Origin of the sequence: Pseudonocardia parietis (genome assembly GCF_017876315.1) — a bacterium.
In the GTDB taxonomy this organism is placed as follows: Bacteria; Actinomycetota; Actinomycetes; order Mycobacteriales; family Pseudonocardiaceae; genus Pseudonocardia; species Pseudonocardia parietis.
In genome coordinates, this window is the sequence record NZ_JAGINU010000001.1 from 4,852,029 (window position 1) to 4,866,533 (window position 14,505).

The window sequence follows — 14,505 nt, forward strand, 5'->3', positions numbered from 1 at the left end:
TTGACCTCCAGGGCCGGAGAACTCAGCCGTGCCGGCTCAGCTCGTGGAAGAAGTCGTCGACCGTGTGCAGTTCCCCGGAGCGCGCGACGCACTCGTGGACGTAGCGCCCGACGGCGAGATCCAGCACGCCGAGGCCGAACGGGGAGAAGACGACTGTGCGGTCGGTGGGGACGAGCACGGCACCCGACATCACCTGGTCGAGAGTGCCGTGGACGAAGTCGCGGTTGCCGGTGCGCTGCTCGGCCAGGTGCGGCGAGGTGTCCGCCTTGAGACAGTGCTCGACGTCGTCGAGGACGTTGAACGAGTCCAGGACGATCTCCGCTGAGAGGTCGCGCAGGGACACGTTCAGCACCAGCGGGTGGTGGGCGAACCAGCCGGGGTCGTGCACGTGCGGGCTGCCGGCGACGGTCGCGAACACCACGAGGTCACTGCCCCGGACCAGCGACTCGGCGGTCTCGTGGATCGTCACCGACGATCCCGGGACCGTGCGGGTCACGTGCCCGCGGAAACCCTCCGCCGAGTCCGGCGACAGGTCGAACACGCCGACCTCGTCGAACGACCAGCCGGTCCCGTCCAGGAACGTGTGGATGTAGCGCGCAATCAGCCCGGTCCCGACGAACCCGACCCGGCGCGGGCGCCCGCGGTCGGTGGACAGCCGGTCCGCCGCCGACGCCGCCGACGCCGCGGTCCGCGTCGCGGAGATGATCGAGCTCTCCAGGCAGGCGTACGGGTAGCCGGTGTGCGGGTCGTTGAGGATCAGCACCGCCGAGGCCCGGGGCACGCCGTGCTCGATGTTGCCCGGGAAGCTGGAGATCCACTTGATGCCGTCCACACCGGACCGGTCGTCGGTGCCGCCGAGCGAGGCGGGCAGCGCGATGATCCGCGACGACGGGCGGTCCGGGAACCGCAGGAAGTACGACGGCGGGTTCACCGTCGCACCGGCACCGTGGACCCGGTAGGTGTCCTCGACCAGTTCGACGATCTCCTTCTCCCGCCCGTGCAGGGCCTGTGCGACCTGCGCGCCGGGAATCACCGAGAACGGGGGAACGGGGTGGTCCATCACGCCTCCTCGAAGGCCGGAACGGCGACGCCGTCGGTCATCGCGACCACGATCTCCCGCTCGCCGGCGTAGGGCTCGCGGCCGTGCGCGACCCGCAGGTTGTCGACGACGAGCAGGTCACCGTCCTGCCAGGGTTCGCGGACGGTGTGCCGCTCGTGGATGTCGTTGATCAGATCGACCACATCGTGAGGGATCGGCGAACCGTCGCCGAACCGGGTGGAGAACGGCAGTCCGTCCGGACCGTGGATCTCCAGGAGGAACTCCCGGACCTCCGGATCCATCGCGTACTCGGACAGGAACGCGATCTGGTTGAACCAGACCTTCTCCCCGGTGACCGGGTGGACCAGCACGCCGTAGCGGCGCTGCCGGGTGCGCAATCCACCGCCGTCGAGCCACTCGGTCGCGATCCCGTTGGCCCGGCAGTAGCGATCCACATCGGATCGCTCGGTCGTACCGAACGCCTGCTCCCAGGAGGCGCCGATGTCGTCGCCGTAGCTGCGGGTCAGCAGCCAGCCGTGCCGCTCGACCCACGCCACCAGATCGGCGGGCAGGTCCTCGACGACGCGTGCGGTGTCGACCAGCGGCGTCGCGCCGCCGGAGGCGGGAGCGCGCAGGCAGGCGAACAGCAGCGTCGCCGGGATGTCGAGCAGGTAGGACAGCTCGTGGTGGGCGCACATGGGCTGGCGGGCCGGCCACGGGGTGGCCGAGTAGACGCCGTCGGACAGCAGGGTCCGCGCGGCGAACGCCTCCCGCTCGACGTAGCAGCCGCTCCCGAGCCGGGCGGCGACGCCCGAGACGTCGGCCACGGTGCGCAGGCCGAGCCCGCGTACGAGGACGGCGCCGTAGTCGTCGACGAGGTCGCGCAGGGGCTCGCCGTGGCGCTCCACCCAGCCGGCCGCGTCGCCGGCCGGACCGGCGTCGAGCACCGGTGGGCGTCCGGGGTGCAGCTGCACCCCCAGTAGTGATCCGGTCATCGTTCTCCCCCTGTGGTGGTGGTCAGTTCGGGCCCGCCGGGAGCAACCCGGCGAGGTCGGACAGGACGGGGTGATCGAGCACCTCGCGCACCGTGACGGCGCGGTCCAGCGCGATCACCAGCTTCACCGCGGACAACGAGCTCCCCCCGAGCTCGACGAAGTGGTCCGACGGTGAGACGGCGGGCAGGTCCAGCACGCGGGCGACGGCGTCGAGCACGCGTTGCTGCGCCGCGGTGGCGGTGCCGCCGTCGGCCGGGGACGGCACCGGTGCGGCGGGTGCCGTGGCGGCCCGGGCCGCCAGCGCCTTCCGGTCGATCTTGCCGTTCGGGGTGACCGGCAGCCGGTCGAGCCGATGCACCGCGGCCGGCACCATGTACGCGGGCAGGCTCTGCGCGAGCCGGGCCTGCACCTGCGCCTGGTCCGGTCCCTCCCCCGCGTGGAACGCGACCAGCTGCGGGCCGCCGTGTGCCGCCGCGACGACGACACAGGCGTCGCGTACACCCGGCACCCGTAGCAGCGCGTTCTCGATCTCCCCGATCTCGATCCGGAAGCCACGGATCTTCACCTGGTTGTCCCGGCGGCCGAGGAACTCGAGCTGGCCGTCCGGCCGCCAGCGCCCGTGGTCGCCGCTGCGGTAGAGCCGCTCACCGGGCCGGTGCGGGTCGGGGCCGAACGCGGCGGCGGTCCGCTCCGGGTCGTTGACGTAGCCGCGGCCGACGCACACACCGGAGAAGACGATCTCACCGGGCGCGCCGAGCGGGACCGGCATCAGGTCCGGGTCGACGACGTAGACCCGCACGCCGGGCACCGGCGGGCCGAGCGGGATCCGGTCACCGTCCGGCACGGACCGCAGGACGGCGTGGTTGGTGTCGTCGGAGGTCTCGGTGAGGCCGTAGGCGTTGACCAGCGGGACTCCCGGCAGCACCCGGAACCAGCGCTCGACGAGCTCCTTCTTCAGCGCCTCCCCGGTCGCCGAGACCATGCGCAGGTCCGGCAGCGGGGTCGGGTGCTGCTCCAGGTAGGTCAGGACGACCTCGAGGTAGCTGGGCACCAGCTGCGCGACGGTGACGCGGTGGTCGGCCAGCGTGCTGACGAACCGGCGGACGTCGAGGATCGTGTCCTGCTCCACGAGCAGGGTGCGCCCACCTGCCAGCGGCCCCGCCAGGAGCTGCCACAGCGAGATGTCGAAGCACTGCGGCGCCGTCTGGGCGACCACGCACCCCTCGCCCAGCTCCAGGTCCTCGATCTTGGCGAGCAGGTGGTTGAGCATCCCGGCGTGCTCGCACATCGCGCCCTTCGGCTCGCCGGTGGAGCCGGAGGTGAAGTACAGGTACGCCAGTGCGTCGGCGGGGACGTCGACGCCCGGGTCGGACGCGTCGTCGCTCGCCACCACGGCCTCGGCCACCGTCCACACCTGCGCCGCGAGCGCGGCCGCGTCCAGGTTCTCCCGGGAACCCGGGCTGGTCAGGACCCGGCGACACCCGGCCCGGCCGAGCGTGCGGGCGATCCGTTCCGGTGGGAAGTGCGGCTCGACCGGCAGGTACGCCGCGCCGGCGCGCAGCACCGCGAGGACCGCGACCAGCCAGTCCAGGTCCCGCTCGGTGACGACGGCGACGACGTCCTCGGGCTCCACCCCCGCGCTGCGCAGGGTCCGGGCGACCCGGTTGGCGCGGGCGTCGAGCTCGGCACGCGTCAGGGTCACGCCGGCGTGCTCGGCGACGATCTCGTCCGGCGCGGTCGCGGTCCGGTCGGCGAGCAACCGGTGGGCGCGCCGGTCCGGCAACGGACGCGGCCGGCCGGCGAGCTCGTCGAGCTGGTGGGTCCGCTCGGCCGACCCGACCAGGGCCGACGGGCGCACCGGTGCGTCGGGCCCGGCGGCGGCCAGCGCCAGCGCGGTGCCGTGGTAGCCGGCGATCCGGGCCGCGGCGGCGGCGTCGAGGTGGTCGAGGCGGTACTCCAGACGCAGCCGGTCGCCGGCCGGGACGATCCGCAGGGCGCCGCGGGTGGCCGGGCGATCCGCTGCGTGACCCCGGGCACCGGACCGGCCGAGCGCGCCCGGCCACCGATCGCCGGGCGTCACCGGATCCAGCACCGTGCCGAAGTCCGGTACCGCGGTGCCCAGCTCGGCGGCCAGTGCGGCCGGGTCGACGTCGGGGTGCGCGCGCAGCCCGGCGATCGCCGCCTGCGCCTCACCGACCAGGTCCGCCCAGGTCCCGGTGACGGCGAGCGGGACCGGCAGCGGCGGTCCACCCGGGACGGCCGGGACGCCCGCGGTCACCTCGGCGTCGCCGGACAGCGCGGCGAGGACGGCGGCGTGCGCGGCGAGCAGTGCGGCATCCGGGCCGGCGTCGGTGGCCGCGGCGACGGCGGCGAGGGCGCCGGGCGGCAGCGGCTCGTCGTGCACGGCGGTGCCGGGCCGCGGATCGGTGGTCCACCGGGGAGCGGCGGTCGCACCGCCGGTGTGCAGCACCCGGGTCCAGTACGACCGGGCGTCGCCTGCGGTGTCCGGCGTGGTGTCGACGGTGCGGGTCATCGTGCGGTCTCTCCGATCGCGATCATGGGGGCAGGAGCGGGGGCCGGGGGCGCGGGGTGCCGGGCGGCGCGGGCCGGGTTGCCCTCCCAGAAGTCACCGGGCGGCACCTCCTCGCCCTTCATCAGGAAGGCGTCGCAGCCGATCCGGGCGTTCTCGCCGACGACGGCGCCGTAGTGCACGAACGCACCGACGTCGAGGCAGGCACCGGACTCGACCGTGATGCCCGCGGACTTGAACGCGCCGTCCTCCTGGGAGTGGCACTGGATGACCGAGCCGGCGTTGAGGACGACGTCGTCACCGATCGTGACGAGGGTGCGCTCGGTCATGGCGCCGCCGTCGTCGAACACCCGGCGGCCGATCCGGACGCCGAGCAGGCGGGACGCGACGTTCTTGAACGGCGTGCCGGCGAGCATCTTGTCCCACATCACCACGAGCTTCCAGTAGCGCTCGTGCCACCAGAAGTACGGGTCGTAGACCGAGCACAACCGCGACCGCAGCGGGCGGCGCAGCGTGGTGAGCCGCTCGATCACCAGCGTGTAGGTCATCGTGTACAGCAGCGAGACCAGCAACACCACGCCGACGGCGACCGGGCCCAGCGGCAGCAGGACGTCGGCGAGCGCCAGCGTCAGCAGGGTGATCCCGAACATCGCGCCCCAGCCGATCAGCAGGACCAGCCCGATCGTGCGCCGGTTGTAGCGGTTCTTCCCCCGCAGCCGCTGGTGCAGGTCCAGACCGCTCTGCAGGTGATCGAAGGCGGAGTCGCGACTGACCGACCGCGGGATCTCGAACGGCGGCGAGCCGAGCAGCCCGACGCCGCTGCGGATGTGGCCGTCGGTGGGCACCAGGGTCTTGGTCGCGATCAGGCAGTCGTCGCCGACCCGCGCGTCGGGCGGGTAGGCGATCCGGTTGCCGAAGAAACTGCGCGCACCGATTCGTGTCCGTTTGATCACGAATGCACTGTTCGAATAATCCGCATTCATGATCGAGATTCCGTCGGCGACCATGGTGCCGGTGCCGATCGAACTCGCGAACGGCGTCTCGTGCTTCACCGCCGTACCGAAATTGGTTCCCGTCTGCGGGGTCCGGCGTAGATCGTATCCGATCAGCCGCAGATATCCGACGATGTAGGAACTGTCGCCCAGCAGGTGGGTGAAGAATTTGATGTTGGTCATCCGCAGGATCGTGCGGTGCAGCGTGTAGCGGATCCCGTAGATCCGGTACACCCGGCCCTCGGTGACGCCGAGCGAGAGCAGCCGGGCGAGGACGACGGTCACGAAGAGCCCGGTCACGATCCCGAGGACCATCAGCAGCCCCGAGACGCCGAGCACCTCCAGGTAGAACAGCGGCGAGTCGAGCCCGACCGCGGCGGGGCCGAGCACGGGCTCGAACGTCGGGACGTACGCCAGCACCGCATCGATCACGCCGGTACCCAGCGGCAGCCACACCGCGACCGCCATGAACAGCTGGGCACCCGCGTACCCGGCCCGGCGCAGCGACCCGCTGGCCCTCGCCGCCGGGGCACCGGGGTCGCCGCCGCCGCGCCGCCCGGGGGTGCCCCACCAGGTCTCGCCCGCCGGGATCCGCTGCCCGGCGTGCAGCGACGACGAGTGGGCGAGCCGGCCGCCGTCGCCGATCTCGGTATCGATGTCGATCACGGTCGTCTCGCCGACGACGACGTCCGCGCCGATCGTCACCCGCCCGGTCCGGATCAGCCCCGGCTCGGCGCGGTAGCACGAGAGCAGCGAGTCCTTGCGCAGCACGGTGCCGGCACCGATGGTGAGCAGGTCGGGGCAGGCCGGGATGGTGCGCGAGAGCATCACCACGCCGGGCCCGATCCGGGCTCCCAGCAGGCGCAGGTACAGCGGCAGCAGCGGGGACCCGCTCGCGACCAGCAGCAACGGGTTGGTGCGCACCAGCACCTTGGCGAACCAGAACCGGTAGTAGGCGACGCTCCACAGTGGGATCTCCCGCTCGGTCCAGCGTCCCACCAGCAGCCACTTCGCGGCGATCGGCAGCACCGCGAAGACGGCGAACGCGACCGACACCGCCGCCAGCGAGCGCAGGTAGAAGCCGAGCAGATCCACGCCCTGGGCGATCCACAGGTAGGTGGCGCCGAGGATGGTCCCGTAGCCGATCGTGAAGGCGACGAAGGTGAACAGCTGCGCGGCGCCGCAGAGCACGTAGGCCGTGGTCGAGGCCCGTGGCGCGGGAGCAGGCGGACCGGCGGGCATCTCGGCACCGGCCGGCTCCGGGGCCTCGACGGCGAGCGCCTCGGCCAGCGAGGCGGGTGTGGGGTGGGCGTAGACGTCGGTCATGGCGACGTCCGGCAGGTCGTCGCGGCGCCGGACCCGCGCGCAGAACCGGGTCATGGTCATCGAGTCGGCGCCCAGGTCGGCGAACACGTCCGCGTCGGCCGCCACCTCGGCCCCCAGCAGGTCCGCGAGCACCGCCCGGTAGCCATCGCGCACGGTCTCGACCGGCGCCGGACCGGCCCCCGGTCCGGTCCCGGCCAGCGCCACCGCGAGCTCGCGGGCGCTCGGGTGGGCGTAGACGTCGGTCATCGCCACGTGCGGCAGGTCGGAGCGCTTGCGGACCCGCGCGCAGAACCGCGCGAGCACCATCGAGTCGGCACCGGCGTCGGTGAAGAAATGGTCGGTCGGCACGACCGGAGTACCGATCATTTCCGCCAGGATCGCGCAGAGTTCGTCCTCGACGGACGGTGCGGTGATCGTGACGGGTGACGACACGGGCATTTCTCCTGTGGCGCGGGAAATCGACATCGCCGTCCCCCCTCAGTCGACGATCGTTCTTGTTCCTCGGCCTCGCCCCACGTTTCTAACGTGTTACAGCAAGCCGATTTCCGTCCATCCGGGCCCACGGAACAGCCACCACCGGCGACGGCACGGCGTCCGAATGACGGTTCGGACCCGCCCTGACCCGGGGGACACTCTGTCGAGTGACCCGTATCACGTGTTTCGCTCGCCGCCCTCGGGTTGGTTCACCATCTCACGGTTTGTGACGCAGCTCACAGCAGATGTGGACTTTCACCCGACCGGGACCGCCCCGCCCGGCGCGTGCGGGCCGGCCGCACGCAGGCCACGATCGACCATGGATCCTCCGGCCCCGACGACGAGGAGACCCCCGTGCCCGCCCTCCCGCGCCGCACCGTGCTGCTCGGCACGCTCGCCGGTGCGCTGTCCGGGGCACTCCCGTACCCGGAACCGGCGAACCCATCACGCCGGGCGCCCCGGCAGCCGTCGCTCCCGGACCCGTTCACGCTCGGCGTCGCGTCCGGTGACCCGTCCCCGGACGGGGTCGTGCTCTGGACCCGGCTCGCGCCGCGGCCGGACGCCGAGGACGGCCTCGGCGGGATGCCGGACCGGCCGGTCGACGTCGAGTGGGAGATCGCCGAGGACGAGGCGTTCACCCGGGTCGTCCGGCGCGGGACCGAGACCACGACGGCGGACGTCGCGCACAGCGTGCACGCCGAGCCCGCAGGACTCGCCCCGGACCGCGAGTACTTCTACCGCTTCCGCACCGCGGGGCACCTCTCCCCCGCCGCGCGCACCCGCACCGCGCCCGCACCCGGGGCACCGGTGGCCGCGCTGACCGTGGCCGCGGCGTCCTGTGCGAAGTTCGGTGCCGGGTACTTCACCGCCTACCGCGCGCTCGCCGACGACGCCCCCGACCTCGTCCTGCACCTGGGCGACTACTTCTACGAGTCCGACGAGGGCGAGGTCCGCGACCCGGGCGGGCCGGAACCGACCGATCTCACCGGCTACCGGCGACGGCACGCGCACCAGCGTTCGGACGCCGACCTGCGGGCCGCGCACGCCGTCGCCCCGTGGCTGGTCGTCTGGGACGACCACGAGCTGGTGAACAACTGGGCGGGCGGCGACCGCGGACGCTCGCCGGACCGCAGGCGCGCGGCGTTCCAGGCGTACTACGAGCACATGCCGCTGCGCCGGGCCTCGGTGCCGCGCGGGCTGGACCTGCAGCTGTTCCGCCGGGTGGCCTGGGGGTCGCTCGCGACCTTCCACATGCTCGACACCCGCCAGTACCGGGCTCCGCGCGGCAGCGGTGGATCGATCACCGGCCTGGACCAGGAACGCTGGCTGCTGAACGGTTTCCGCACGTCGGGAGCGAGCTGGGACGTCCTGGGGCAGCAGGTGTTCTTCGCGCCCCGCAGCGGTGACGGCCACAAGAGCGACACCTGGGAGAGCTACGCCGGTTCCCGGGAACGCGTGATGGCGGGCTGGCTGGACTCGCCCGTGCGCAACGCCGTGGTGCTGACCGGCGACGAGCACGTCCACCACGCCAACGAGCTGACGCTCGACGACCGCCCGGCCGGCACCGAGCTCGTGACCACCTCGGTCACCTCCGGCGGGGACGGCGGAGACGGGGACGGGGACGGCGGGGACGAGAACCCGCACATCCGCTACCGGGAGGACCGGCGCGGCTACCTGCTGACCCGGTTCACCCCGACCGAGCTCCGCGCCGACTTCCGGGTGGTCGAGCAGGTGAGCGAACCGGGGGCGCCGGTGCGGACGTCGGCGTCGTTCGTCGTGCCGGACGGGGGCGCGCTGACGCGCGCGTGAGCTGTCGTCGCGGCCCGTTCGACGTGCCCGGACCGCGACGACCCACTCACGCCTGCCCGGTCGCCACCTGCGGGGTCACGAGGTCCTCGGGCAGCGTGTCGAGCACGGCCGCGGCGATCCGCTCCCGGTAGGCCTCGGCCGACCCGAGCAGGGCGGCGTCGGCGATGGCGCGCTTGTAGTACAGGTGCGCCGAGTGCTCCCAGGTGAACCCGATCCCGCCGTGCAGCTGGATCGTGTCCGCGGCAACCCGGTAGGCGACCTCCGAGCACCGGGCCTGCGCGATCGCGACCGCCAGGTCCGGGTCGTCGATCCGCGGGTCGGCGACCGCCCAGGCCGCGTGCAGTGCTGCGGTGCGGGCGTGCTCGACGCCGACGAGCATGTCCGCGCACCGGTGCTTGATCGCCTGGAACGACCCGATGGGCCTGCCGAACTGCAGCCGTTCTTTCGCGTAGGCGACGCAGCGCTCGAGCAGCCGTGCCGCGATGCCGACCTGCTCGGCCGCCAGCAGTGCTCCGGCGGTCCGGAACGCGTGGGCCAGGGCGTGGTCGGCGTCCCCACCTGCGGCGACGACGGTGCCGGTGGCGCCGTCGAGGGCGACCCGGGCGAGCCGCCGGGCCGGGTCGAGGGAGCCCCGCTCCTGCACAGTCACCCCGGTCGTGGCGGGGTCGACGAGTACGAGGACCGGACCGTCCGGCCCGGCCGCGGCGACCAGCAACACGTCGGCTGCGGCCGCGTCCGGGACCAGGTCGACGGCGCCGGTGAGCGTGCTCCCGTCGGCGGAGACACCGGAGGCGGTCGCGCCGTCGTAGGGCGAGAACAGGTCGGCGACCAGCGCCGCCGTACGGGTGCCCTCGGCGAGCTCGGCCAGCAGGGCGTCGCGCTCCGGGCTCGCGAGCGCCGCCACCAGCGCGGGGACCGCGAGGGCCACCGTGCCCAGCAGCGGGCCGGTGACCAGTGCTGCGCCCAGCTCCTCGGCCGCGATCGCCTGGTCGACCAGCGTGCCGCCGGCCCCGCCCAGCTCCTCCGGCACGGCGAGCGAGAGCGCGCCCAGCTCACCGCCGAGGCGGGCCCACAGGGCGCGGTCCCAGCCGTCCTCGGAGTCCATGAGGCGGCGCAGGGTCGCCTCGTCGTGCGCGCGCTCGCAGAACCGGCGCAGGGCGGACCGCAGCTCGCGCTGCTCGTCGGTGACGTCGAACTCCTGCGGCTCAGCCACGGGGGACCTCCTTCCAGGGACGGTCCGAATCGGACCGTGGTGCGCCGGGCAGGCCGAGCACCCGCTCGCCGAGGATGTTGCGCATGACCTCCGAGGTACCGCCCTCGATGGTGTTCGCGCGCGACCGCAGGAAGCGTTGCTGCAGCGTGGAGCCGGAATCGGTGTGCACCCGGTCCCGGCTCATCGTGTAGTCGTCGTAGAGCAGCGCCTCCGGGCCGAGCAGGTCCATGCAGAACTCGTAGACCTCCTGGTTCAGCTCGGCGCCGACCAGTTTGGACACCGAACCCTCCGGTCCGGGCTGCCCCACCGTCGCGGTGCGGCGGGCCCGGGCCAGGGTCAGCCGGTGCGTCTCGGCGCGGGTCCAGAGCTGCGCCAGCCGGTCCCGCAGGACGGGCGTCTGCCGTTCCGGGTACGCCCGCCACAGGCCCAGCGCCTCGGCGATCACGCCGCTGCCGCGCCGGCCGGTGACGCCGCCGATCGCGGTGCGCTCGTTCATCAGCGTGGTGATCGCGGCCCGCCAGCCGGCGCCGACCTCACCGAGCCGGTGCGCGTCGGGCACCCGGGCGTCGTTCAGGTAGACCTCGTTGAACTCGGCCTGCCCGGTGATCTGGCGCAGCGGCCGCACCTCGACGCCCGGCTGCTCCATGTCGATCACGAAGTAGGTCAGCCCGCGGTGTTTGGGCTGGTCGGGGTCGGTGCGGGCGACGAGCATCCCCCACCGGGAGATGTGCGCGAGCGTCGTCCAGACCTTCTGGCCGTTGACCACCCACTCGTCACCGTCGGGGACGGCGGAGGTCGCCAGCCCGGCGACGTCGGAACCGGCACCGGGCTCGCTGAACAGCTGGCACCAGATCTCCTCCCCGGTGGCCATCGGGCGTAGCCAGGCGGCGACCTGCTCGCGGTCCCGGCCGTACTCGACGACGGTGGGTGCGCCCATGCCGTAGCCGATCGGGTTGACCGCGAACATCCGGTCGCCGCCGGCATCGGTGACGATCCCGTCGATGACCGCCTGCAGGCCGCGCGGGACGCCGAGCCCGCCGAGGCCCTCCGGGTGGTGCACCCAGGCCAGGCCGGCGTCGTAGAGGGCGCCGAACAGCTCCTCCCGGGAGACCGTGCGTGGATCGTGGGCGGCGACCACCGCGCGCGTCGCCTCCTCGACGCGGGCGGCGTCGGTGGTGGCGGGCGGGCTGTCGGTCGTGGTGGCGGGCGGGCTCATCACACCTCCGGGAACGGCGTCGTTGCGGTCGCTCACGAACGTAGTACCCACGTTCCTCCACCGGACAGGTCGTCGTCATCGATTTCGACGACCGTGGCTAACGTCCGGCGCTCCGTCCGCGACCCCCTCCATCCGAGGCCGAGGCGGTGGCGGGACCACCGGCCGGCCCGCCACCACCGCAGCCGGGAGCACACCGATGACCGCACCGCCGCGTACCCGCTCCCCCCTGCTCACCGACCAGGTCCTCCCGACCTGGGTCGTCCTGCTCATCACCACCGTGCTGGCGCTGGCGGTGGCGACGATCCTGCTGCTGCCCTCCGGGCTCGGATAGCTCCGGCTCCGGGACGGTGCGGGCGGGCCGGGATACTGGGGGCGATGGCCTCCCCACTCCCCGACCTGCCGGTCCGGGCCGTGCTCGACGAGCTCGGCCGGGTGCTGGACGACCGCGGTGCGGCCGTGCTCGTCGCGCCGCCCGGGACCGGCAAGACGACGCTCGTCCCGCTCGCGCTGGCCGGGCTGCCGTCCGGGAACGCCCCGGCCGGGAAGGTGCTGGTGGCCGAGCCCCGCCGGGTCGCCGCCCGCGCGGCCGCGGCCCGGATGTCGGCACTGCTCGGCACTCCGGTCGGCGGCACCGTCGGCTACCGGGTGCGTGGTGACGCCCGCGCCGGCCCGGACACCCGGATCGAGGTGGTGACGTCCGGGCTGCTGCTGCGCCGGCTCGCGGCCGACCCCGAACTGGGCGGGGTGTCCACCGTGGTGCTGGACGAGGTGCACGAGCGTCACCTCGACGCCGACCTGCTGTTCACCCTGCTGCTCGACGCCCGCGACGGCCTGCGCCCGGACCTGCGGCTGCTCGCCACCTCGGCGACCCTGGACGCCGCACGGCCGGCCGCGCTGCTCGGCGGGGCCACGCCCGCTCCGGTGCTCGAGGTCGCCGCCCGCACCCACGACGTCGCCGTCACCCACGTCCCGCCGGTACGCGGCGAACGGATCGAGGCGACGGTCGTCCGGGCCGTCCGGCGCGCCCGCGAGCACGGCAGCGTGCTCGCGTTCCTCCCCGGTGTCGCCGAGATCGGCCGGGTCGCCTCGGCACTGGGCGACATCGACGCCGACGTGCTCCCGTTGCACGGCAGGCTGCCGGCCGCCGAGCAGGACGCCGCGCTGCGCGAGGGACCGCGACGCCGGGTCGTGCTCGCGACGTCCGTCGCCGAGTCCAGCCTGACCGTGCCGGGGGTTCGGGCGGTCGTCGACTCCGGGCTGGCCCGGGTGCCGCACACCGACCACCGGCGCGGACTGTCCGGGCTGGTCACCCGCCGGGTGTCCCGGGCGGTGGCGACCCAGCGCGCGGGCCGGGCCGGGCGGGAGGCACCCGGTGCCGCCTACCGCTGCTGGCCCGAGGGCGAGGGACTCACCGCCGCGCCCGATCCCGAGATCCGCACCGCCGACCTGACCGCGCTCGCCCTGGACCTGGCCGTCTGGGGCACCCCGGACGGCAGCGGACTGCGCTGGTGGGACGAGCCCCCGCCGGGCCCGCTCGCCGCCGGGCGGGCCGTGCTCACCGCGCTCGGTGTACTCGACGGGGGCGGCGCGGTCACCGATCGCGGACGGCGGATCGCCGCTCTCGGTCTGCACCCGCGGCTGGCGCGGGCGCTGCTCGACGGTGTCGCGGCGGGCGGGCACCCCCGGGACGTCGCGGGGATCGTCGCGGTGCTGGACGACGACACCCTCGCCGGCCCGGCGGACGACCTGGCCGCCGCGCTGGCCCGGCTGCGGGCCGGGGACGCACCGGGTTCGCGGCGCTGGCGCGCCGACCGGGACCGGCTCGCCGGAGCCCTGCGCCGCACCGGCCCGGGCGGCGAGCGCACAGCTCAGAACGACCGGGGCGGCAGCGCTGTTCATAACGATCGCGCTGACCTCCTCCCGCTCGTCACCGGGCTCGCCCACCCGGAGCGGTTGGCGCGGCGGCGTGAGGCCGGGTCCGGGGTGTACCTCATGGCGGGCGGCACGGCGGTCGACGTGCCGCCCGGTCCGCTGCGCGACGCCGAGTGGCTGGCCGTCGCCGTCGCGGACCGGCGCCCCGGGCAGGTGCACGGGCGGGTCCGGCTCGCCGCGGTGACCGACCGGGACACCGCCGAGCGCGCGGGCGCGCCGCTGATGACCTCCGGCCCGGAGGTGGCGTGGGCCGACGGCGACGTCCGGGCCCGCACCGTCCACCGGCTGGGTGCGATCGTGCTCGCCGCGAAGCCCGATCCCCGGCCCGATCCCGGCGCGGTGCGCGACGCCCTGGTCGCGGGCCTGCGGGCCGAGGGCACCGGACTGTTGCGCTGGACGGCCGGCGCGTCGTCGTTGCGGGAACGGCTCGGGTTCCTGCACCGGGTGCTCGGCGACCCGTGGCCGGACGTCGGGGAACAGGCGTTGCTCGACTCGGCCGCGGACCCGGCGGGCTGGCTGGCCGGGCCGCTGGCCACCGTCCGCAAGCGCGCCGGCCTGGCCGGGGTGGACGCGGGGCAGGCGCTGCGGGCGTACGCGGCGGCACACGTCGGCGCGGCGATCGGGCGGATCGACGAGCTGGCTCCGGAGCGCCTCGCCGTCCCCTCCGGGTCCCGGATCGCGCTCGACTACTCCGGAGACGCACCCGCACTGCCGGTACGGGTGCAGGAGGTGTTCGGCTGGACCGGGTCGCCGACCGTGGGTGGCGGCCGGATCCCCGTCGTGCTGCACCTGCTCTCCCCCGCCGGCCGGCCCGCCGCGGTGACCGCGGACCTCGACTCGTTCTGGGACACCGGCTACCCGCAGGTCCGGGCCGAGCTGCGCGGGCGCTACCCGAAGCACGCCTGGCCGGAGGACCCGCGGGCAGCCGTCCCCGGGCGCGGCACCGGCCGGCGCCGCTGATCGCAGTCACCGATCGGGG

9 protein-coding genes are annotated in these 14,505 nt (G+C 74.3%); 3 read left to right on the plus strand and 6 right to left on the minus strand.

Annotation, left to right across the window (positions count from 1 at the left end):
- Positions 1-22 precede the first annotated feature (22 nt).
- Genes sbnB through JOF36_RS22810 form a run of 4 tightly spaced genes read right to left on the minus strand, consistent with a single transcriptional unit; the run spans position 23 to position 7,314 of the window.
- Positions 23-1,060 (minus strand): 2,3-diaminopropionate biosynthesis protein SbnB, encoded by a 1,038-nt coding sequence (sbnB, locus tag JOF36_RS22795; protein ID WP_210030636.1) that lies wholly within the window; start codon positions 1,058-1,060, stop codon positions 23-25.
- Positions 1,060-2,034: a TauD/TfdA family dioxygenase gene (locus tag JOF36_RS22800; protein ID WP_210030638.1), complete on the minus strand. Its 975-nt coding sequence runs from the start codon at positions 2,032-2,034 to the stop codon at positions 1,060-1,062. Before JOF36_RS22800 ends, sbnB begins: the two co-directional genes overlap by 1 nt.
- 22 nt (positions 2,035-2,056) lie before the next feature.
- Entirely contained in the window at positions 2,057-4,567 is a 2,511-nt protein-coding gene (locus JOF36_RS22805) for a non-ribosomal peptide synthetase (protein ID WP_245350947.1), read from the minus strand.
- Positions 4,564-7,314 carry a Pls/PosA family non-ribosomal peptide synthetase gene (locus tag JOF36_RS22810; protein ID WP_210030640.1) on the minus strand — a complete coding sequence of 917 codons (2,751 nt, stop codon included), beginning with the start codon at positions 7,312-7,314 and terminating at the stop codon, positions 4,564-4,566. Before JOF36_RS22810 ends, JOF36_RS22805 begins: the two co-directional genes overlap by 4 nt.
- A gap of 396 nt (positions 7,315-7,710) precedes the next feature.
- Here JOF36_RS22810 and JOF36_RS22815 point away from each other — a divergent pair, with 396 nt between their 5' ends.
- Positions 7,711-9,165, plus strand: a complete 1,455-nt coding sequence (locus JOF36_RS22815) for an alkaline phosphatase D family protein (protein WP_307862535.1) — start codon at positions 7,711-7,713, stop codon at positions 9,163-9,165.
- A 46-nt stretch (positions 9,166-9,211) separates the two neighbouring features.
- Here JOF36_RS22815 and JOF36_RS41030 read toward each other — a convergent pair whose 3' ends face one another.
- Positions 9,212-10,378 carry an acyl-CoA dehydrogenase family protein gene (locus JOF36_RS41030; protein WP_307862536.1) on the minus strand — a complete coding sequence of 389 codons (1,167 nt, stop codon included), beginning with the start codon at positions 10,376-10,378 and terminating at the stop codon, positions 9,212-9,214.
- Positions 10,371-11,594: an acyl-CoA dehydrogenase family protein gene (locus JOF36_RS22825; protein WP_210036165.1), complete on the minus strand. Its 1,224-nt coding sequence runs from the start codon at positions 11,592-11,594 to the stop codon at positions 10,371-10,373. Before JOF36_RS22825 ends, JOF36_RS41030 begins: the two co-directional genes overlap by 8 nt.
- Before the next feature lie 196 nt (positions 11,595-11,790).
- Between JOF36_RS22825 and JOF36_RS40325 the strand changes: the two genes are divergently transcribed.
- On the plus strand, positions 11,791-11,925 hold the full coding sequence (locus tag JOF36_RS40325) for a hypothetical protein (RefSeq protein ID WP_281071681.1): 135 nt from the start codon (positions 11,791-11,793) through the stop codon (positions 11,923-11,925).
- Between the two features lie 44 nt (positions 11,926-11,969).
- The gene (gene hrpB, locus JOF36_RS22830) at positions 11,970-14,486 is read left to right on the plus strand and encodes an ATP-dependent helicase HrpB (RefSeq protein WP_210030641.1); all 2,517 of its coding nucleotides are present in this window, start codon (positions 11,970-11,972) and stop codon (positions 14,484-14,486) included.
- Positions 14,487-14,505 lie beyond the last annotated feature (19 nt).

What these genes read in the sequence shown, in the direction of transcription:
- JOF36_RS22825 (WP_210036165.1), bottom strand. Translation starts at nt 11,594, where the DNA reads ATGAGCCCGCCCGCCACCACGACCGACAGCCCGCCCGCCACCACCGAC.
- JOF36_RS22805 (WP_245350947.1), bottom strand. Translation starts at nt 4,567, where the DNA reads ATGACCCGCACCGTCGACACCACGCCGGACACCGCAGGCGACGCCCGG.
- JOF36_RS22800 (WP_210030638.1), bottom strand. Translation starts at nt 2,034, where the DNA reads ATGACCGGATCACTACTGGGGGTGCAGCTGCACCCCGGACGCCCACCG.
- sbnB (WP_210030636.1), bottom strand. Translation starts at nt 1,060, where the DNA reads ATGGACCACCCCGTTCCCCCGTTCTCGGTGATTCCCGGCGCGCAGGTC.
- JOF36_RS40325 (WP_281071681.1), top strand. Translation starts at nt 11,791, where the DNA reads ATGACCGCACCGCCGCGTACCCGCTCCCCCCTGCTCACCGACCAGGTC.
- hrpB (WP_210030641.1), top strand. Translation starts at nt 11,970, where the DNA reads ATGGCCTCCCCACTCCCCGACCTGCCGGTCCGGGCCGTGCTCGACGAG.